This window comes from Oceanospirillum sediminis (assembly GCF_014164585.1).
Classification (GTDB): domain Bacteria; phylum Pseudomonadota; class Gammaproteobacteria; order Pseudomonadales; family Halomonadaceae; genus Oceanospirillum; species Oceanospirillum sediminis.
In genome coordinates, this window is record NZ_JACJFM010000027.1 from 13,273 (window position 1) to 33,754 (window position 20,482).

The following is a 20,482-nucleotide window of genomic DNA, read 5'->3' on the forward strand; positions in this document are numbered from 1 at the left end:
GGTGACCGATGGCTGAATTAAGCACTGTTGCCCGGCCGTATGCAAAAGCTGCGTTTGAGTATGCTTTGAGTCAGGGCAAATTAGCTGAATGGTCAAAAATGCTGGCAGGTGCAGCCAATGCTGTATCTGACCCGGCTGTTCAGAATGTACTGAGCAATCCTGCTGTTGCCCAGGAAGATAAGGCAGGTATCGTAATCGATATCTGCAAAAACCTGGACGACAATGGCAAAAACTATGTTCATACACTGAGCGAAGTAAGCCGTTTGTCTCTGTTCCCTCAGATTGCTGAGCAATTTGAAACGCTGAAAGCGGAACAGGAAAAAATGGTTGAGGTGGAAATTACTTCTGCCTATGAGCTGACAAAAGCACAGCAGACCAAACTGGCCCAAGCTCTGCAAAAACGTTTGAATCGTGAAATTAAAATCCAGACTCAGGTAGATAAAAGCCTGATCGGCGGCGTCCTTATTCACGCTGGCGATACTGTTATTGACGGTTCAGTGCGTGGAAAGCTTGCGAAATTGGCCGAGGCAATGAATTCCTGAGTTTGAGGGACATGGCATGCAGCAACTGAATCCATCTGAGATCAGCGAAATTATTAAGAAGCGCATCGAAAGTACCGATGTGACTTCAGAGGCCCGCACACAGGGCACAATTGTAAGCGTATCCGACGGTATCGTAACCATTCATGGTCTGGCTGACGTAATGTACGGGGAAATGATTGAATTTCCTGGCGGCGTATACGGTATGGCGATGAACCTGGAGCGTGACTCTGTTGGTGCTGTAGTGTTAGGTGACTACCTGACTCTGCAGGAAGGCATGACTGCTAAATGTACTGGCCGTATTCTGGAAGTTCCAGTCGGTCCGGAACTGAAAGGTCGTGTTGTAGACGCACTGGGTAACCCAATTGATGGTAAAGGCCCTGTCGACGCGAAAGAAACTGACGCGGTTGAGAAGGTTGCACCGGGTGTACTGTGGCGTAAATCGGTAGATCAGCCAGTTCAGACTGGTTATAAAGCGATTGACGCTATGGTACCTGTAGGTCGTGGTCAGCGTGAGCTGATCATTGGTGACCGTCAGATTGGTAAAACTGCTATCGCAATTGACGCAATCATTAACCAGAAGAACTCAGGTATTACCTGTATCTATGTGGCGATTGGTCAGAAGCAGTCTACTATTGCAAACGTAGTACGTAAGCTGGAAGAGCACGGTGCTATGGATCACACCATCGTTGTAAACGCTGGTGCATCTGATCCTGCTTCTATGCAGTTCCTGGCGCCGTACGCCGGTTGTACTATGGGTGAGTACTTCCGTGACCGTGGTGAAGACGCTCTGATCATCTATGATGATCTGACCAAACAGGCGTGGGCATATCGTCAGATTTCCCTGCTGCTGCGTCGTCCGCCAGGCCGTGAAGCTTATCCTGGTGATGTTTTCTACCTCCACTCCCGTCTGCTGGAACGTGCTTCTCGTGTAAGTGAAGAGTACGTTGAGAAGTTCACCAATGGTGAAGTGAAAGGCCAGACAGGTTCTCTGACGGCGCTGCCGATCATTGAAACTCAGGGTGGTGACGTATCTGCGTTCGTACCGACCAACGTAATTTCTATTACCGACGGTCAGATCTTCGTAGAAACCAGCATGTTTAACGCAGGTATCCGTCCCGCAATGAACGCTGGTATCTCGGTATCCCGTGTGGGTGGTGCGGCACAGACTAAGCTGATTTCCAAACTGGGCGGTGGTATTCGTCTGGCACTGGCTCAGTATCGTGAACTGGCAGCATTCTCTCAGTTCGCATCTGACCTGGATGAAGCGACTCGTAAGCAGCTGGAACACGGTCAGCGTGTAACAGAGCTGATGAAGCAGAAACAGTACTCTCCTCTGTCTATCGCAGAAATGGGTGTTGTACTGTACGCCGCTAACGAAGGTTTCCTGGATGACATTCCAGTAAACAAAATTGGTGATTTTGAAGCCGGCCTGCTGTCTTTCATGAACAGTGAAAAAGCAGACTTTATGGCAGCAACTAACCAATCTGGTGCTTTCAACGACGATATCAAAGCTGGCTTTAAAGCTGGTATTGAGCAATTCAAAGCAACTCAAACCTGGTAAGTCGTTTGCCCACAGTGTCTGACTGTGGGCACCCATTACTGAGTTCAAGTTTGTTTTTTGAATAAGGCGAGATGCTATGGCAGTCGGAAAAGAGATTAAAAACCAGATCGCGAGCATCGGTAACACGCGTAAGATTACAAGCGCGATGGAGATGGTTGCCGCGAGTAAGATGCGCCGTGCACAAGATCGCATGGCCGCCAGCCAGCCTTATGCTAAGCAGATTCGTAAAGTTGTAGGTCATATTGCTAACGCAACACCTGAGTATCGCCACCAGTATATGGAAGAGCGTGATGTAAAACGTGTGGGTTACATCGTCGTGGCTTCCGATCGTGGTCTTTGTGGTGGTCTGAACGTGAATATGTTCAAGGCCATGCTGAAGAACATGAAGGAATGGCGTGCAAAGGGTGTAGAACAACAGTTCTGTGCAGTTGGTAATAAAGCCGTAGCTTTCTTCCGCTCCAACGGTGGCAAAGTACTGGCCACTAAAACCGGGCTGGGTGATGCTCCGGTTGCGAGCGATCTGATTGGTAGTGTCAAGGTAGTACTTGATGCCTATGATGCGGGTGAACTGGATCGTGTTTATCTGGTATATAACCAGTTTGTAAACACTATGACCCAGAAGCCGGTTGTAGAGCAGTTACTGCCTTTACAGGCTGAAGAAGAAACCGCCGCTGATCACTGGGACTACCTGTATGAGCCGGATGCTAAAGAGCTTCTGGATAAGGTACTGGTACGTTACGTTGAGTCTCAAACGTATCAGGCAGTGGTCGAGAACAATGCTTGTGAGCAGTCCGCGCGTATGCTGGCGATGAAAAACGCCACCGATAACGCCGGTGACCTGATCAACAGCCTTCAGTTGGTATACAACAAGGCACGTCAGGCAGCGATTACACAGGAAATTTCCGAAATCGTGGGCGGTGCTGCAGCGGTATAACGCTGAGCCACAAGCAAGCGGGTTTCAATTGCAGGTTTAAGAGGAACCAAAATGAGTAGCGGACGTATCGTTCAGATTATCGGCGCTGTAATCGACGTGGAATTCCCACGCGATTCCGTGCCAAAAGTTTACGACGCGCTGACGGTTAGCAACACCGAAATTACTCTGGAAGTTCAGCAGCAGCTGGGTGACGGTGTTGTACGTACCATTGCGATGGGCTCCACTGAGGGTCTGAAGCGCGGACTGGAAGCAGTTAACACTGATGCTCCGATTTCTGTACCGGTTGGTACTGAAACTCTGGGTCGTATTATGGACGTTCTGGGTCGCCCAATCGACGAAAAAGGTCCGATTGGCGAGAAAGAGCGTATGGCTATTCACCGTACTGCACCGACTTATGCCGACCAGTCTAACAGCACTGAGCTGCTGGAGACCGGTATTAAGGTAATCGACCTGGTATGCCCATTCGCTAAGGGTGGTAAGGTAGGTCTGTTCGGTGGTGCGGGTGTAGGTAAAACTGTAAACATGATGGAGCTGATCCGTAACATCGCGATCGAGCACTCCGGTTATTCTGTGTTTGCAGGTGTGGGCGAGCGTACTCGTGAGGGTAACGACTTCTACCACGAAATGACTGAATCTAACGTACTGGACAAAGTATCTCTGGTATATGGTCAGATGAATGAGCCACCGGGTAACCGTCTGCGTGTTGCTCTGACTGGTCTGACTATGGCTGAGAAGTTCCGTGACGAAGGTCGTGACGTACTGTTCTTCGTAGATAACATCTACCGTTATACACTGGCCGGTACTGAAGTATCAGCACTGCTGGGTCGTATGCCTTCTGCAGTAGGTTACCAGCCTACACTGGCAGAAGAGATGGGTGTACTGCAGGAGCGTATTACGTCAACTAAGACAGGTTCTATTACGTCTATTCAGGCGGTATACGTACCGGCGGATGACTTGACTGACCCATCTCCGGCAACAACCTTCTCGCACCTGGATGCGACTGTTGTACTGTCTCGTGACATCGCTGCACTGGGTATTTACCCTGCGGTAGATCCGCTGGATTCCACCTCTCGTCAGCTGGATCCTCTGGTCATTGGCCAGGAGCACTATGACGTAGCCCGTGGTGTACAGGGTACGCTGCAGCGTTATAAAGAGCTGAAAGATATCATCGCGATTCTGGGTATGGACGAGCTGTCTGATGAAGACAAGCAGACTGTATCCCGTGCGCGTAAGATTCAGCGTTTCCTGTCTCAGCCATTCTTCGTAGCTGAAATCTTTACCGGTGCACCTGGTAAGTATGTTTCTCTGAAAGACACGATTCGTGGCTTCCAGGGCATTCTGAACGGTGAATACGATGACCTGCCAGAGCAAGCGTTCTATATGGTCGGCGGTATCGAAGAAGCTGTTGAAAAAGCTAAAAACTAATTAGCTTTTTCCCGAAGTAGAGAGGCAAGACCATGGCTATAACCGTCCACTGCGATATCGTAAGTGCCGAAGAGTCTATCTTCTCCGGCCGTGTGGAGCTGGTTGTTGCCGCCGGTATCCTGGGTGATCTGGGTATTGCCCCAGGTCACGCACCGTTACTGACGGAGCTTCAACCTGGCCCTGTTCGCGTGAAAAAGCAGAGCTCTGAAGAAGAAGTTTTCTTCGTATCAGGCGGTTTTATCGAGGTTCAGCCGAACCTGGTAACTGTTCTGGCAGATTCTGCTGTTCGTGCGAATGAGATTGATGAAGCTGAGGCTGAAAAAGCTAAAGCAGATGCAGAGCGTGCTCTGATCAATCAATCTTCTGAGTTCGAATACTCTAAAGCTGCGGCTGAACTTGCTCAGGCTGCTGCGCGTCTGCGTACAGTACAGCAACTGCGTCGTAAGCTGGGTGCCTGACAGGCACCGCTCAAAAAAGGCGGCCTTTGGCCGCCTTTTTTTTTGTCTGAAAATTGTCTGTATCTCTGTATAAATTTGATTCAATCAGGTTGAAATTATGATTACTGATATTGTCATTCTGGCTGCGGGACAGGGAACCCGCATGCGTTCCTCTTTGCCGAAGGTGCTGCATACTATTGCAGGCCAGCCTATGGTGGAACATGTTATCCGACAGGCTCAGGCAATCTCAGATAGTCGGATCCATCTGGTTACAGGTCATGGCTCTGATCAGGTCAGAGATGCTCTGGCAGACTATGATATCAATTACATTATGCAGACCGAGCAACTGGGAACCGGACATGCAGTGGCTCAGGCATTACCTGCACTGACTGAAGGTAGCCGGGTACTGATTCTGTATGGTGATGTGCCGCTGACTCCGGCAGATGTGATGCAGTCAATGCTGAACAATGTTACAGAAAACAGTATGAGCTTGTTGACTGTTGAGCTGGAAAACCCTCATGGCTATGGCCGGATTGTAAGAACGGCGGGCGCCATTACAGCTATTGTGGAACATAAGGATGCTTCAGAGAGTCAGAGAAGCATTCGTGAGATTAATACCGGCATTATGGCGGTCAGTCAGAGCCACCTGGCGCGCTGGTTACCCGAACTATCCTGTGATAATGCTCAGGGTGAGTATTATCTGACAGATATTATTGCTATGGCAGCCAAAGAGAAGGTGGCTGTGGTTGGCAGTCAGCCTGAATTTGAACAACAGGTTCAGGGCGTGAATAACCGTTTGCAGCAGGCTGAACTGGAACGCTGGTATCAGCTGCAGCAGGCCTTAGTGCTGATGGAATCCGGCGTCAGTCTGGCAGATCCGGCCCGTATTGATGTCAGAGGTACACTGACAGCCGGGCAGGACTGCTTTATTGATATTAATACTCTGTTTGAAGGTCAGGTGGTGCTGGGCAACGGTGTTATCGTCGGTGCTAATTGTGTGCTGAAGAATTGTACTGTAGAGGAAGGGACGGTCATTGAACCTAACAGTATGATCGATCAGTCGAAGGTGGCGGAGAACTGTCGTATCGGACCTTTTGCCCGCCTGCGCCCTCAGACTGAGCTGGCGGCGGGTGCGAAAATCGGTAACTTTGTTGAAACCAAGAAAAGCCAGATTGGCGCCGGAGCTAAAGTCAATCATCTGACCTATATTGGTGATGCGGAGATTGGTGAGCGGGCTAACATCGGAGCCGGAACTATCACCTGTAATTATGATGGTGTGAATAAGTTCAAAACTAAAGTAGGCGCTGATGCCTTTATCGGGTCTAATAGTGCTTTAGTCGCACCGGTCAGCATTGGAGAAAAAGCGGTTATTGGTGCAGGTTCTACCATTACTAAAGATGTCAGTGATTATGCTTTATCTGTCGCAAGAGGGCGTCAGATCAGCAAAGACAACTGGAAAAAATAACATTCTGAAGGAGCATCCCCGATGTGTGGCATTGTAGGGGCCGTGGCAGCCCGTCCTGTATCCGCCATTCTGTTAGAAGGTCTGAAACGATTAGAGTATCGGGGATATGATTCTGCCGGTCTGGCGGTGTTTGATGGTGAGCAGATACACAGATTAAGGCGAGCGGGTAAAGTCCGTTTTCTGGCAGATGCTGAACAGGCGGCCCCCCTGTCTGGTTCTCTGGGAATTGCACACACTCGCTGGGCAACTCATGGTAAACCCACGGAAGATAATGCTCACCCCCACATGTCAGGAGAGCAGCTGGCTATTGTACATAATGGGATTATTGAGAACTTTGAACCTCTGAAAGCCGCTCTGGAAGAAGCCGGTTATCAGTTCAGCTCTGATACGGATACGGAAGTGATCGCTCATCTTATCGATCAGGCTGTTAAAGCTGGTGCCAGCCTGCAGGATGCTTTTCTCAGTACAGTCTCGCAACTGGAAGGTGCGTTTGCTCTGGGAGTGATGCATAAGGATTTCCCAGGTCAGATCCTGGCTTCCCGTAAAGGCAGCCCTCTGGTTGTAGGGGTTGGTATGGGCGAAAACTTTATTGCATCAGATCAGATGGCGCTATTGCAGGTAACCGATCGCTTTATTTATCTGGAAGAGGGCGATTTTGTTCAGATTACGTTGGATCAGGTCTCCATCTGGGATAAAACACAGCAACTGGTTGAGCGCCCGGTTAAGGTGTTTGAGCATAATCTGTCTGTGGCGGAAAAGGGGGAATTCCGTCACTTCATGATGAAAGAGATCTATGAGCAACCTGAAGTGGTTAAAGCTACGATGCAAGGGCGAATCACTGAGGACCGTTTACTTGAACAGTCGTTTGGTAATGGTGCATCTGAGCTATTTGATCAGACTCGTCAGGTACAGATTATTGCCTGTGGTACCAGTTACCATGCCGGATTAATTGCGAAATACTGGATTGAAGATATTGCCGGTATCCCCTGTGCTGTGGAAGTCGCCAGCGAATTTCGTTACCGCAAGCATGTTATTCCGGATAATACCCTGTTTATCACTATCTCTCAGTCTGGTGAGACTGCGGATACCCTGGCAGCGCTTCGGGCTATTAAAGAACAGGTGCTGGCCAGCCTGACGATCTGTAATGTACCGGGCAGTTCCCTGGTGCGTGAATCTGATCTGAGTCTGATGACTAATGCGGGTCCGGAAATTGGTGTTGCATCGACAAAAGCCTTTACGACTCAGTTGGTGGCTTTGTTGATGCTGACCGTTGCTCTGGCCCGTCGTAACGGGCTGAGTGAAGAGCAGGAAGCGAATATTATCCGTGGGCTACATCAGCTACCGTCGTTGCTGCTGGCTGGTGTTCGTCTGGATAAGGATATTGAGCTGCTGGCTCAGGATTTTGCGGAAAAAAATCATGCTCTGTTTCTGGGACGAGGTCCTCTGTATCCGGTGGCGATGGAAGGAGCACTTAAACTGAAAGAGATCTCGTACATTCATGCGGAAGCCTACCCGGCCGGTGAACTGAAACATGGCCCGCTGGCTCTGGTGGATAAAGAGATGCCGGTGGTGACGGTGGCGCCGAATAATGCTCTGTTGGATAAGCTGAAAGCGAACCTGCAGGAAGTAAAGGCCCGCGGCGGAGAGCTGTTTGTCTTTGCCGGTGCAGATAAAATTCAACAGGAAGATGGCCTGAAAGTACGCCAGATGCCGGATGTACCTGAGTTTCTGGAGCCTATCGTGTACACTATACCGCTGCAGTTATTGAGCTATCATGCTGCAGTACTTAAGGGCACAGATGTTGACCAGCCACGTAATCTGGCAAAATCAGTCACTGTAGAATAAAGCTGTAACGGCTCCGGCAGTTCTTTTGCCGGGCCGGGCATCATGCAGAACCGAAAAAATTTCTGCTAATGCCTGACAGCATCCCTCTTGAGGGCTGCTGTATTATCGGGAGGCCAGCTCCCTGAACCGGGATAGTTGTCACAGGACCTGAGTGGTCAGGTCTTAGTGACTCCCTTCATCAAATGATCCGTATTCATCAATGTCTTCGACCAGTTTTTTTCGCTCGAAGTGTTTTTCTATGCCTCGTCTGGCCTGAAGTTGTTTAAGGGCTTCGCTTTTTTTCTTCTGTTCATGTTCTTCCTGCTCCATGGACATGAAAATATCAAAGATCTCATCTTTAACATGATCAACACGCTGGTCGTTTCTCATATCAGCATCCTCCTCTCTTGGATCGAGGTCAGGTGGAGATTAAGGTTGACAACCCTTGGACTCTAATATACCGCTTATGAAAAACCTATGACAAGTCTGTTATCAATTTACGACAATAATAAAAAATGACGGTTCCCCGAAGATACGGGTAAAATAAAAAGAGAATTCGACTTTGGTAAACCAATGGTAGGCCGGTGAAAGATAATATTCTGGAACAGATCAGACACTCACAAACTCAGTTTCGTCGCTCAGAACAGAAGGTGGCGGATTATGTACTCAGTTATGCCAGTGAAGTGATTCATATGCGTATTGTTGACCTGGCGACAGAAGCTAACGTTAGTGAGCCGACCGTTGTCCGTTTTTGCCGGGCGCTTGGCTGTGATGGGTTTCAGGACTTTAAGCTGCGTCTTGCTCAGGTACTGGCTAAGGAAACCCGCTTTGCTCAGTTTTCAATGAATGAAGACGATTCGGTTAACGATTTCACTAACAGTATTTTTGATACAACAGCCAGTGCTCTGCTGGCGGTTAAAAACCGGATTGACGTGGAAATGGTGCAAAAGGCCATCAGCCTGCTGACCAGCTCAAAGCGGGTGGAGTTCTTTGGTTTTGGGGCATCCGGGGCTGTGGCAACAGATGCTCAGCATAAGTTTTTCCGTTTACAGATGTCGACGGCAGCGTATTCGGATCCTCATATGCAGAATATGTCAGCGGTCACTCTGACAGACACTGATGTTGTGGTAGCTATTTCTCAGACCGGACGTACTAAGGCGCTGTTGCAGAGTATTCAGCTGGTGAAAGAAGCCGGGGCCAATGTCATCGCCCTGTGTCCAAGTGGTTCACCTCTGGCTGAGCTGGCGACGATTCCACTTTATATTGATGTGCCGGAAGATACTGAAATATATACGCCTATGACATCGCGCATTGCTCATCTGGTGGTGATTGATGTACTGGCAGTAGGGGTAGCCAAGATGCGTGGGCCTAAGCTGGCGGAACACCTGAAGGCGGTGAAACGCAGCCTGCATTCGCTGAGAATGCCAGACAGTTAAGCGGCTTTTCCTGTTATAGAGAAAAGATAAAGCCTGCCAGAGATTGGAAAGCTTTTTGTTTTATGCTCAGCCTGACTCAGGTTAGTGGCGCGGGCTGATTATTGTAGTTTTCGACCAGTTCGTAAAAAGTCTGAGCAGGTACCGGAGGGCTGATGTAAAAGCCCTGAGCATAGTCACATCGCTGACGTTTCAGAAACTCCAGCTGAGCTCTGGTTTCAACGCCTTCGGCAACAATCTTCATATTCAGGTTATGGCCCAATGCGATAATGGCCTTGGTCAGAGTGGCCTGCTGAGGGTCCGGACTATTGATATGTTTCAGGAAGCTGCGGTCTACTTTCAGAATATCCAGAGGGAAGCGCTGCAGATAGCTGAGAGAGGAATATCCGGTGCCGAAATCATCGATGGCCAGAGTGATGCCCAGTGTTCGTATCTGTTCCAGAACCGCTACCGTGCGCTCAGGGTCTTCAATCAGTGAGCTTTCGGTCAGTTCCAGCTCAATCAGCTCTGGTGGTACATCATGCTCGTTCATGGTTTGCTGAATAAAACTGATCAGTTCACTCTGGACCAGCTGTTGAGCAGACAGATTGACTGAGACCTTAATCTGCATACCTTTATCCAGCCAGCACCTGATCTGCTGACAGGATTTGATAAAGACCTGTTCTCCAATAGCCGCAATCAGCCCGGTCTCTTCTGCGATAGGTATAAATGAGCCTGGAGATATCAGCCCGGACTCCGGGTGATTCCAGCGTACCAGAGCTTCGGCTTCATAAATCCGGTTTTCTTTCAGGCAGGTTTTAGGCTGATAATAAACACATAATTCATCCCGCTGCAGGGCTTTACGCAGGTCATTTTCCAGCTTGAGTCGTTCAACTGAGCCTGTCTGGAGTTCTTCTGAGTAGAACTCAAAACCTGATCCGCCTTGTTGCTTCACTTTATTTCTGGCCAGATCAGCCTGATTAACCAGAATATTCAGTCCACGGGTATGTTTTGGAAACAGGCTGATACCAATACTGCTGGATACAATCAGCTCATGTTCATCAATCATGAAGGGGGTGTGCACCAGGTCCGCAACCTGCTGAGCCAGTTGATTGACATCATGCAGGCTATTGTAGTCATCCAGGATCAGTGCAAACTCATCAGCGCCCAGGCGTGCAATGGTATCTACATCCTGAATATGGCTGGTCAGCCGGTTTGCCAGTTCCTGTAGCAACTGATCACCTACGTCGTGTCCCAGTGTATTGTTAATTGCCTTAAAGCGATCAATATCCAGTAACAGCAGGGCAACCTTAGTGCGGTTAAGACGGGCGTGACTGATGGCAACATGCAAACGATCTTTAAACAAGTTCCGGTTTGCTACACCGGTCAGATCGTCATAGTTCGCCATATAGCTCAGTTTTTCCTCTGCTTTTTTACGCTGCGTCAGATCAGAGAACATACCAACATAGTGAGAGTGGCCGCCCTGACGAGCCGGAACCCGATCAATTTTCAACCACTCCGGAAAGCGATCTCCATTTTTACGCTGTTCAACCAATTCTCCTTCCCAGGACCCGAGTTCAGACAATTGATGGCAGATACGGGTGGTCAGTTCAGTATCTTCCTGCCAGAGAGGGCAGTGGGTCATACTCAGCCCCTTTAATTCAGCCGCAGCATAACCGGTGATCTGACTGAAGGCCTGATTGACTGTTGTAATAATAAAATCTTCGTCCAGGATAAATATGGCTTCACTGGAGCTTTCAAATGCCTGCCAGGCCAGGCTCAGTTTTTCGTCGGTTCTGACCTGATCGGTAATATCCCGGCGGGTACCCATCATCAGCCGGGCATGTCCGGTATCGGACTGGCGTTCCATCACCCGGCCGGTATCTTCCAGCCAGCGCCATTGACCGGATTTATGACGAATACGGAACTGTACTCTGAACTGATCAGTGGTCCCTTTCAGGTTATCAACCAGCGCCCGGCGCAGGACCGGATAATCTTCCTTATGTACCAGAGGTTTCAGATGCCCCATAAAATGAGGGACTTCATGTTCGGAGTAACCGAACAGCTGTTCAAAATGGGAGTGATAGATATGATCACTGTCCAGGTCCCACTCCCATAACCCCAGGTCGCTGGCTTCTATCGCTTTACTGTAACGTTGCCTGTTTCTGTCCAGCGCTTCGCTGGCCTGCTTTTGCTGCTCAATGGCATCCTGCAGTTGCTGGTTGCTGATGGACAGGTCACGGGTTCTGGCTTCTACCTGCTGCTCCAGATGGTGATGAGCCTGCTGCAGCTGCTTTTCTGCTTTAGTCCGGATAGAGACTTCCCGAGCCAGCTGATGGTTCAGTTCTTCAGTTCTGGTCTGTTCTTCCGCCATCTCTTCCAGTAGCTGGTCATTGCGGACTTTTGCACTGAGTGAATCTTTCAGAAAGAGATGGTTACGCCAGGCGCTGTATAGTAAAAAGGCCAGAAAAATACACAGAATGTAAGGCGAAATAAGCGGTGTATCCGTCTGAAATTCAATCAGAATAAAAGGTACGAAAGCGGGCAGAACAAACGCCAGCCAGGTGATCAGCAGAGCTGAAAAAATCGCACTGGCATACAGAGCCAGCCCTGTCATGCAGATGGCAACCGCTGATTGATGAAACAGACTTTCTGAAGGGGTCAGAAAGGTAATCAGAATGCCCCAGCAACTGCCGGTCAGCAGCCCGCCCAGAGTGAAGAGTTTTTTCCAGTAGGGCAGATCCGAAGAGGTGGCGTCACGGCGCATAAATCTCTGATTAAGCTGAATGCCACCAAAGGTCAGTAATCCGTAGAAGATGGACCAGATCAGTAATAACGGGTTGGACTGATCACTCCATAATAGTGTGCAGCAGACCAGAGCACATCCCATGCCCAGCTGGTAGTACGTTGTGGAATCACGGTATAGCAGAGAAATCTGTTCTTTCAGTAAAGGAGAGGACAGTCCTGTCTTATCTGTTGATGCTCCTGGCGTTTGCATATAGAACACTCTCTGTGGTCGTTTTTTGTTGTTATTTTTTGTGATAACTCCCTTATCTTCTGTTAACGATACCAGAAGCGAGGAAAGGACAGAACCAGTCAGAACCGGTTTTCAGTAACTTATTGTGATAGAGTTTCTTCTTCAGAAATCAGCCAGACAGAATTGAGAAGCGATGGACGTTACACACCTGATAGATTCCCTGAACGATGCACAGCGGGAGGCGGTAACTGCGCCTGCACAACCTATGCTGGTACTGGCCGGAGCCGGTAGTGGTAAGACCCGGGTACTGGTTCACCGGATCGGCTGGCTGATTCAGGTCGATAATGTGTCACCCCACAGTATCATGGCGGTGACTTTTACCAATAAAGCGGCAGCTGAAATGCGGACCCGTCTGGAAGCGTTACTGGGCGTGTCTATGCGCCACTTCTGGGTGGGAACTTTTCACGGCATTGCTCACCGCTTGCTCCGAACGCACTGGCAGGATGCTCATCTGCCGGAAAACTTTCAGATTCTGGATTCCGATGATCAGCTGCGTCTGATTAAACGCCTGATGAAAGATCATAATATTGATGATGAACGCTGGCCTGCCCGCCAGATCCAGGGTTATATCAATGGTCAGAAAGATGAAGGCCGACGTGCAGGATACTTTATTGATACCGGTGATCTGTTTTCCCGCACCATGAATCATGTTTACAGCCTGTACGAAGAACATTGCCAGCGTACCGGACTGGTGGATTTCGGGGAGCTTCTGCTCAGAGCCCATGAGCTGCTCAGGGATAACCCTCTGCTGTTGAAGCATTATCAGGAACGTTTCCGTCATATTCTGGTAGATGAGTTTCAGGATACCAATACCATTCAGTACGCCTGGCTGAGATTGCTGACCGGGGGTGTCGATACTATTCTGACCGTAGTAGGGGATGATGATCAGTCCATTTACGGCTGGCGGGGCGCCAAAGTAGAGAATATTCAGCAGTTTGGTCGGGACTTTGACAATAGCCATCTGATTCGCCTGGAACAGAACTATCGTTCTACCAGTACCATTCTCGAAGCGGCAAACAGTCTGATTGCTAATAACTATGATCGTATGGGGAAGGAGCTGTGGACTGAAGGCAATAAAGGTGATCCTGTTTCTCTGTATGCCGGATTTAATGAGCAGGATGAAGCCCGCTTTATCGTCAACACCATTGAAAAATGGGTCAAGGAGGGAGGTGCACGGGCAGAGACGGCTATTCTGTATCGCTCTAACGCTCAGTCCCGGGTGCTGGAGGATGCCTTAATCCGTGCGGGTATGCCCTATCGAATTTATGGTGGTCAGCGTTTCTATGAGCGAATGGAGATTAAAAATGCGCTGGCTTACCTGCGCCTTATCCTGAATCGCAATGATGATGCGGCGATGGAGCGGGTTATTAATACGCCAACCCGTGGTATTGGCGCTAAGACCCTGGATACTCTGAGAGAACTAGCCCGGAATGAAGGCTGCTCCTTGTGGGACGCGGCAGGTCATTGCATCAGTAACAAGTTACTGGCTGCCAGAGCCTTGTCGGCACTGGGCGGTTTTATGACACTGGTCGACAGCATGGAAGATGAGTGTCACGAACTTTCATTGCATGAGCTGACGGATCATGTCATCAGCCGTTCAGGTCTGATTGAGTTTCATCAGCAGGAAAAAGGTGAAAAAGGTCAGGCCAGGGTAGAAAATCTGGAGGAGCTGGTAACCGCTGCCCGTAGCTTCAATCCGGAAGAGGATCCTCTGGATGAAGATGCTGGGGCTGATACTGTAACGATGCTGCAGGCCTTTCTGTCAGAGGCCGCGCTGGACGCCGGAGAGCAGCAGGCGGATGAATATGAAGATGCCGTGCAATTGATGACTTTGCATTCGGCTAAAGGGCTGGAGTTTCCACTGGTCTTTATGGGGGGCGTTGAAGAAGGCCTGTTCCCCCATAAAATGTCGATGGAAGATCCTGGACGCTTACAGGAAGAACGTCGCCTGTGCTATGTCGGCATTACCCGCGCAATGAAGAAGCTTTATATCACTTATGCGGAGATGCGACGCCTGCATGGTCGGGAAACTTATAACAGTCCATCTCGTTTTGTGCGTGAAATTCCGGAACATCTGATTGAAGAGGTACGACTGCGAGGCCAGGTATCCCGTCCGGTATCAGGTAAACGTGCTACTTCACAATGGCAGCAGACGGAACCGGTAGAACGGGGAGATGGTCAGACGCTGATGATTGGTCAGAGGGTCAGGCATCCGGTATTTGGTGAAGGTATCATTCTGAATTGTGAAGGTCAGGGGCCGAAGGCTCGTCTGCAGATCAGCTTTGATCAGGAAGGAGAAAAGTGGCTGATGGCTGGTTTTGCTAAACTGGAAGCGTTATAACTGAAGGCTGATTCAGATGCTGCGGTAAAAATACCATAGCAAAGTCAGATTAGTGTATCCGTGACGGAGTTCTGTTAATCTCGTGTACGGATAGACATCAGGCGACTGAGTAGAATATTTTAATAACAAAACAATAAATTTAGGAGCTACCTAGCATGAAGCGTCGTGAATTTGTGACCGCCCTCGGTGTGGGCGCTGCTGGTGCAGTACTGGCAGGTTGTACAGGTTCTGAGTCCGGCAGCGAGCAAAAACAGGCTGCAGCTAAGCAAGAAGCTATCAAATGGAAAATGGTGACTACCTGGCCTAAAAACTTCCCGGGTCTGGGTACAGCGGCTAATGCGCTGGCTGAAAAGATCACTAAGATGAGCAATGGTCGTCTGGAAGTTAAAGTATTTGGTGCTGGTGAACTGGTACCGGCTTTCGGCGTATTTGATGCGGTATCAAGCGGTACGGCTCAGATGGGGCATAGTGCTTCCTACTACTGGAAAGGCAAGGCTGCAGCAGCTCAGTTCTTTGCAGCAGTGCCTTTCGGTCTGAATGCACAGGAGATCTCCAGCTGGATCCACTACGGTGGCGGTATGGAGCTATGGAAAGAAGTGTATGAGCCTTTTGGTCTGATTCCGGCTGCAGTGGGTAACACGGGGGTTCAGATGGCTGGCTGGTTCAATAAAGAGATCAACTCTTTACAGGACCTGAAAGGCCTGAAAATGCGTATCCCGGGTCTGGGTGGCGAAGTGATTAACCGTGTTGGTGGTACAGCGGTAAGTCTGCCGGGTTCTGAGCTGTTCACCTCTTTGCAGACCGGTGCGATTGATGCGACCGAGTGGGTTGGACCGTACAATGATAAAGCATTTGGCCTGTATAAAGCGGCTAAGTACTACTACTATCCGGGCTGGCATGAGCCGGGTACTGTACTGGAAGGCATGATTAACAAGAAAGCCTTCGAAGCGCTGCCATCGGATCTGCAGGAGATCGTTCTGCAGGCTGGTCGTGCCGCGAACCAGGAAATGATGGATGAGCTGACTTACCGCAACGCTCTGGCCCTGAAAGAACTGGTGAACGATCACGGTACGGAACTGCGTGAGCTGCCTTCAGATGTCTTCCAGGAGCTGCGTACCGTATCGGATGAAGTGGTATTTGAAGAAGCGAAGAAAGATGATCTGAGCCGTCGTATTTACGACTCCTTCATGAACTTCCGCAGCCTGGCGGAAGATTATCAGAAGATCTCTGAGTACGGTTATCTGCACGGCCGTATCCAGACCAGCTGAACCACTGTCAGTGGTTAATGGCTAATCCGATCAGAAAAACAGCCGGTGTGATACCGGCTGTTTTTTTATACGTGTGCTATCTGGTTACTAACCGGCTCCCGGAATACATGGATCAACGCATATCCGCAAGCCGTTGCTCTGGACATTATCAGGTCGGGATAAACCTTTCAGCTGCCCGGAACCGCACGGATACGGCCGTTTTCATCAATAGCAACCATCACAAACAGCGCCTCTGATACCTTATACATTTCCTGTTCATCGCTTTCAAAAGGCGGCTGAATCCAGGCCTCTACCCGGATATTCATAGAACTGTGGCCAACTTCTTTGACCTCGGTGTGAATCATGACCGTTGAGCCGATTCTGATGGGACACAGAAAGTCCATTTCACTGATGGCAACTGTGGCCGTGCGGCCTTTAGCCAGTTTTCCGGCACTTATTTCTGCGGCCAGGTCCATCTGAGATACCAGCCAGCCTCCGGCAATATCACCGTAAATATTGGTGTCCTGAGGTGTGGCGGCGATTTTCAGTGTCAGCTCTCCGTCCGGAGAGGGTACATCCTCTAAATTACTGCTATCCACGTTGCTCATCATTATTATCTTAGTTGTCTTTGGTCTATTTATAGTTAAGAAACTTGCCTGATGTCTATTGTAGGGAGATTGAAGCCGGATAGGCAGTAAAAAAAGCATCTCAGGCTGACAATCTGGTCACGTTCATATAACTGTAATATTGCATCCCTATAGTAGCCAGCAACACATTACATAACGGCTGAATGCCGAACTACTTAGTGTTCTGGAGACGACATGAAAATGAAGAAGATGATTGCTGCGATCTCTGTTGTCGCTGCAAGTGCCGTAACCGCTAATGTTGCTAATGCAGCAGGTGCTGAACTGGATCCTAATCTGCCATCTTATCAGAAAGCCAGCGGTGTATCCGGCAACCTGTCTTCCGTAGGTTCTGATACTCTGGCTAACCTGATGACTCTGTGGGCTGAAGAGTATAAGCGTGCTTATCCTAACGTAAATATCCAGATTCAGGCGGCAGGTTCTTCTACTGCGCCTCCGGCACTGACAGAAGGTACTGCAAACCTGGGTCCGATGAGCCGTAAGATGAAGGACAAAGAGCTGGAAGCCTTTGAAAACAAACACGGTTATAAGCCTGTTGCTGTACCAGTAGCAATTGACGCTCTGGCAGTATTCGTACACAAAGACAACCCGATCAAGGGTATGAGCATCCAGGACGTTGATGCAGTATTCTCTTCTACCCGTAAGTGTGGTGGCGCTCAGGATATCTCTAAGTGGGGCGAAGTGGGTCTGACCGGTTCCTGGGAAAACCGTACTATTCAGCTGTTTGGTCGTAACTCAGTATCCGGTACTTATGGTTACTATAAGAAAAAAGCACTGTGTAAAGGCGATTACAAAAATAGTGTGAATGAACAGCCTGGTTCTGCATCGGTAGTACAGTCTGTCAGTACGTCGATTAATGCAATCGGTTACTCCGGTATCGGTTACAAAACATCAAGTGTACGTGCGATCCCTCTGGCTAAAAAGCCAGGTCAGCCGTTCATCGAAGCAACACCTGACAATGCTGTAAACGGTAAGTATCCTCTGTCCCGTTTCCTGTACGTATACGTGAACAAGAAGCCTAACCAGCCTCTGCAGCCTCTGGAGCGTGAATTCGTGAAGATGGTGCTGTCTAAAGTTGGTCAGGAAGTGGTTGTAAAAGATGGTTACATCCCACTGCCTGCCGGTGTAGTACAGAAGACTCTGAAGGCACTGGATATCCAGTAATCCGGGCCAGATACGTGAACAGGGACGTTCAGCAGAATCTTTGCTGAAAAAAGGGTAGGCGGCCAGATCGCTTACCCTTTTTTTCTGCCACCCTCGCTCACCTGTCTGGTGTCATACAACTGTCATAAAAGTGCAGTATTTTTCCCGCTATGAAAGAAAATAGCCAAGTTCCCGTAATTGATTTTGATACTCCGCAGTTGCGTATGCACCGGAAGATCAGATCATATAAAGATAAGGTTGCCGAAGTCGGTGTCGGTGTTGGTGGTATCAGCGTTATTATCGCGATTCTGCTGATTTTCCTGTACCTGATGTACGAGGTCGTGCCTCTGTTCAAATCGGCAAGTGTTGAACCTGTTGCGGAATACCAGATTCCGGCAACTGAAACTCTGCCCGGTCAGGCAAAGACGCTCTATCTTGCGGTAGAAGAGCAGAATGAAGTAGCGATGCGTATCACCAGTGTTGGTGAGGTGATCTTCTTCAAAGTGGAAAATGGCCAGGTGGTTAAGCGCTCCCAGCTGCCTGTTCCAGCCGGTGTTGAGCTGACTACGGTTTCCCCTGAAGGTGCTTCCTCCCATTACTTCGCTCTGGGTCTGTCAGATGGCTCTGTGATTGTGATGAAAGAGCGCTATCGCATTACCTATCCGAATGATAAGCGTCTGATCACGCCGATGATTGAGTATCCGTTTGGTGAAGAACCTATGCAGATTGCTCAGGATGGCAGCGCGCTGAAATCTGTGATTCTGCATAATGGCGAAGAGCGTCTGATGATTGCGGCTATTACTGCAGACAATAAAGCTCACCTGAGTGGTTTCTATAAAGAAGAATCCATGTTTGGTGATGAGGTGTCTCTGGAACAGTCGGTTTATCAGTTACCTGTTAATGCCGGAACGTTCAGTAAAGTACTGATCTCTTCTGATCAGCGCTGGTTGTATCTGGCAGGAGAGCAGGGGCAGATTGATGTGGTTGATCTGGCAGACGCTAGTCAGCCGAAGCTGAATGCCCGTCTGAAAGTCACCGAGAAAAACAGTGGCCTGGCTGAGGTGATTATGCAACTGGGAGGTATTTCTCTGCTGATCAGTGATGACAGTGGTGCTATTTCTCAGTGGTTCCTGGTGCGAGATGAGCAGAATGAATGGTCTCTGACGAAGATCCGCTCTTTTGAGCATGATGCTACGCCAGTCGCCGTCATGTTATCCGAGCACCGCCGCAAAGGGTTCCTGGCTATTGATGAAAAAGGCCAGTTAAGTGTGTACAGCACTACCGCTCATCGTACGCTTCTGACAGAAGGTATTCTGGACAAGCAACCGATTGCCGGTGCGATCAGTCCTCGTGCAGATAAGCTGATTGTTGAGCGTGCTGATGGTGTACTGCAGACCTTTAAAATCGAAAATGAGCACCCGGAAGTGTCCTGGAGCGCCTTGTGGGATGAGGTCTGGTATGAAAGTTATCAGGAACCGGAGTACACCTGGCAGTCTTCAGCATCCAGTAATGATTTTGAACCTAAGTTCAGCCTGATGCCTCTGGCATTCGGTACGCTGAAAGCGGCCTTCTACGCCATGATCGTTGCAACACCTCTGGCGATTGCTGGTGCAGTTTACACCGCTTACTTCATGGCTCCGGCGATGCGCCGTAAGGTGAAGCCGGTCATTGAGCTGATGGAAGCACTGCCGACAGTAATCCTTGGTTTTCTGGCGGGTCTGTTCCTGGCGCCTTATGTGGAAGCTAATCTTCCGGGAATCTTTGCGCTGTTAATTCTGATGCCGCTTGGCATTGTGGCTTTTGGTTTTGCATGGGCACAACTGCCGGGCAAAATTCGTCACTCTGTACCTGATGGCTGGGATGCGGCTCTGTTGATTCCTGTAGTGCTGATCGTAGGCTGGTTTGCACTGGGTATGAGTCAGCCTCTGGAAAGCGTACTGTTTAACGGGGATATGCGTACCTGGCTGAGCAATGATCTGGGTATTCCTTTCGATCAGCGTAACGCTCTGGTCGTTGGTCTGGCGATGGGCTTTGCCGTGATTCCGACGATCTTCTCGATTACTGAAGATGCCATTTTTGCGGTGCCTAAACACCTGAGCTACGGTTCTCTGGCTCTGGGTGCAACGCCATGGCAGACCCTGACTCGAGTGGTATTGCCAACAGCCAGTCCGGGTATCTTCTCGGCGGTCATGATTGGTATGGGCCGTGCGGTGGGTGAAACCATGATTGTACTGATGGCCACCGGTAATACGCCGATTATGGATGCCAATATCTTTGAAGGTATGCGGACTCTGGCGGCGAATATTGCGGTAGAGGTTCCTGAATCTGAAGTGGGCAGCTCTCATTACCGAATCCTGTTCCTGGCGGCCTTTGTGCTCTTTATGTTCACCTTTGTGGTGAATACCGCCGCGGAAATGATTCGTCAGCGTCTGCGTAAGAAATACGGTGCGCTGTAACAGGCCGGGAGTGA

Annotated in this window: 15 protein-coding genes; 12 read left to right on the forward strand and 3 right to left on the reverse strand. The window is 49.5% G+C overall.

Annotated elements, in window-relative coordinates:
• Nucleotides 1–8 precede the first annotated feature (8 nt).
• From H4O21_RS17210 to glmS, 7 genes are all read left to right on the forward strand, one after another.
• Nucleotides 9–542, forward strand: coding sequence for a F0F1 ATP synthase subunit delta (locus H4O21_RS17210; RefSeq protein ID WP_182810120.1), 534 nt, complete (start codon nt 9–11; stop codon nt 540–542).
• A 16-nt stretch (nt 543–558) separates the two neighbouring features.
• Nucleotides 559–2,103, forward strand: a complete 1,545-nt coding sequence (gene atpA / locus H4O21_RS17215) for a F0F1 ATP synthase subunit alpha (protein ID WP_182810121.1) — start codon at nt 559–561, stop codon at nt 2,101–2,103.
• 76 nt (nt 2,104–2,179) lie between these two features.
• Nucleotides 2,180–3,037 carry a F0F1 ATP synthase subunit gamma gene (gene atpG, locus H4O21_RS17220; protein ID WP_182810122.1) on the forward strand — a complete coding sequence of 286 codons (858 nt, stop codon included), beginning with the start codon at nt 2,180–2,182 and terminating at the stop codon, nt 3,035–3,037.
• A gap of 51 nt (nt 3,038–3,088) precedes the next feature.
• On the forward strand, nt 3,089–4,462 hold the full coding sequence (atpD, locus tag H4O21_RS17225) for a F0F1 ATP synthase subunit beta (protein ID WP_182810123.1): 1,374 nt from the start codon (nt 3,089–3,091) through the stop codon (nt 4,460–4,462).
• A gap of 32 nt (nt 4,463–4,494) precedes the next feature.
• Entirely contained in the window at nt 4,495–4,920 is a 426-nt protein-coding gene (locus H4O21_RS17230) for a F0F1 ATP synthase subunit epsilon (RefSeq protein WP_182810124.1), read from the forward strand.
• 97 nt (nt 4,921–5,017) lie between these two features.
• On the forward strand, nt 5,018–6,364 hold the full coding sequence (glmU, locus tag H4O21_RS17235; protein WP_182810125.1) for a bifunctional UDP-N-acetylglucosamine diphosphorylase/glucosamine-1-phosphate N-acetyltransferase GlmU: 1,347 nt from the start codon (nt 5,018–5,020) through the stop codon (nt 6,362–6,364).
• A gap of 21 nt (nt 6,365–6,385) precedes the next feature.
• Nucleotides 6,386–8,209, forward strand: coding sequence for a glutamine--fructose-6-phosphate transaminase (isomerizing) (glmS, locus tag H4O21_RS17240; RefSeq protein WP_182810126.1), 1,824 nt, complete (start codon nt 6,386–6,388; stop codon nt 8,207–8,209).
• A 162-nt stretch (nt 8,210–8,371) separates the two neighbouring features.
• On the opposite strand, the gene H4O21_RS17245 is transcribed toward glmS, so the two are convergent.
• Nucleotides 8,372–8,578: a PA3496 family putative envelope integrity protein gene (locus H4O21_RS17245; RefSeq protein ID WP_182810127.1), complete on the reverse strand. Its 207-nt coding sequence runs from the start codon at nt 8,576–8,578 to the stop codon at nt 8,372–8,374.
• A gap of 194 nt (nt 8,579–8,772) precedes the next feature.
• Between H4O21_RS17245 and hexR the strand changes: the two genes are divergently transcribed.
• Complete coding sequence (hexR, locus tag H4O21_RS17250; protein WP_182810128.1) at nt 8,773–9,624, forward strand: transcriptional regulator HexR; 852 nt, start codon at nt 8,773–8,775, stop codon at nt 9,622–9,624.
• Between the two features lie 76 nt (nt 9,625–9,700).
• Here the strand turns inward: hexR and H4O21_RS17255 are convergent, their stop codons facing one another.
• Entirely contained in the window at nt 9,701–12,598 is a 2,898-nt protein-coding gene (locus H4O21_RS17255) for an EAL domain-containing protein (protein ID WP_182810129.1), read from the reverse strand.
• Nucleotides 12,599–12,770: 172 nt separating this feature from the next.
• Here H4O21_RS17255 and uvrD point away from each other — a divergent pair, with 172 nt between their 5' ends.
• Both uvrD and H4O21_RS17265 read left to right on the forward strand, forming a co-directional pair.
• On the forward strand, nt 12,771–14,978 hold the full coding sequence (gene uvrD / locus H4O21_RS17260; protein WP_182810130.1) for a DNA helicase II: 2,208 nt from the start codon (nt 12,771–12,773) through the stop codon (nt 14,976–14,978).
• A gap of 155 nt (nt 14,979–15,133) precedes the next feature.
• Complete coding sequence (locus tag H4O21_RS17265; RefSeq protein WP_182810131.1) at nt 15,134–16,246, forward strand: TRAP transporter substrate-binding protein; 1,113 nt, start codon at nt 15,134–15,136, stop codon at nt 16,244–16,246.
• A 167-nt stretch (nt 16,247–16,413) separates the two neighbouring features.
• On the opposite strand, the gene H4O21_RS17270 is transcribed toward H4O21_RS17265, so the two are convergent.
• Nucleotides 16,414–16,824 (reverse strand): acyl-CoA thioesterase, encoded by a 411-nt coding sequence (locus tag H4O21_RS17270; RefSeq protein WP_370463936.1) that lies wholly within the window; start codon nt 16,822–16,824, stop codon nt 16,414–16,416.
• Between the two features lie 222 nt (nt 16,825–17,046).
• On the opposite strand from H4O21_RS17270, the gene H4O21_RS17275 reads away from it, so the two are divergent.
• A complete protein-coding gene (locus tag H4O21_RS17275) occupies nt 17,047–18,033 on the forward strand; it encodes a PstS family phosphate ABC transporter substrate-binding protein (RefSeq protein ID WP_182810132.1) in 987 nt (328 codons plus the stop codon).
• 149 nt (nt 18,034–18,182) lie between these two features.
• Nucleotides 18,183–20,468, forward strand: a complete 2,286-nt coding sequence (locus tag H4O21_RS17280; protein ID WP_182810133.1) for an ABC transporter permease subunit — start codon at nt 18,183–18,185, stop codon at nt 20,466–20,468.
• Nucleotides 20,469–20,482 lie beyond the last annotated feature (14 nt).

Bases quoted from the DNA above. Each gene is read 5' to 3' on its own strand.
- H4O21_RS17210 (WP_182810120.1), top strand. From the start codon at position 9: ATGGCTGAATTAAGCACTGTTGCCCGGCCGTATGCAAAAGCTGCGTTT.
- glmU (WP_182810125.1), top strand. From the start codon at position 5,018: ATGATTACTGATATTGTCATTCTGGCTGCGGGACAGGGAACCCGCATG.
- H4O21_RS17245 (WP_182810127.1), bottom strand. From the start codon at position 8,578: ATGAGAAACGACCAGCGTGTTGATCATGTTAAAGATGAGATCTTTGAT.
- H4O21_RS17230 (WP_182810124.1), top strand. From the start codon at position 4,495: ATGGCTATAACCGTCCACTGCGATATCGTAAGTGCCGAAGAGTCTATC.
- H4O21_RS17255 (WP_182810129.1), bottom strand. From the start codon at position 12,598: ATGCAAACGCCAGGAGCATCAACAGATAAGACAGGACTGTCCTCTCCT.
- H4O21_RS17265 (WP_182810131.1), top strand. From the start codon at position 15,134: ATGAAGCGTCGTGAATTTGTGACCGCCCTCGGTGTGGGCGCTGCTGGT.
- atpD (WP_182810123.1), top strand. From the start codon at position 3,089: ATGAGTAGCGGACGTATCGTTCAGATTATCGGCGCTGTAATCGACGTG.
- H4O21_RS17275 (WP_182810132.1), top strand. From the start codon at position 17,047: ATGAAAATGAAGAAGATGATTGCTGCGATCTCTGTTGTCGCTGCAAGT.
- H4O21_RS17280 (WP_182810133.1), top strand. From the start codon at position 18,183: ATGAAAGAAAATAGCCAAGTTCCCGTAATTGATTTTGATACTCCGCAG.
- uvrD (WP_182810130.1), top strand. From the start codon at position 12,771: ATGGACGTTACACACCTGATAGATTCCCTGAACGATGCACAGCGGGAG.
- atpG (WP_182810122.1), top strand. From the start codon at position 2,180: ATGGCAGTCGGAAAAGAGATTAAAAACCAGATCGCGAGCATCGGTAAC.
- atpA (WP_182810121.1), top strand. From the start codon at position 559: ATGCAGCAACTGAATCCATCTGAGATCAGCGAAATTATTAAGAAGCGC.
- glmS (WP_182810126.1), top strand. From the start codon at position 6,386: ATGTGTGGCATTGTAGGGGCCGTGGCAGCCCGTCCTGTATCCGCCATT.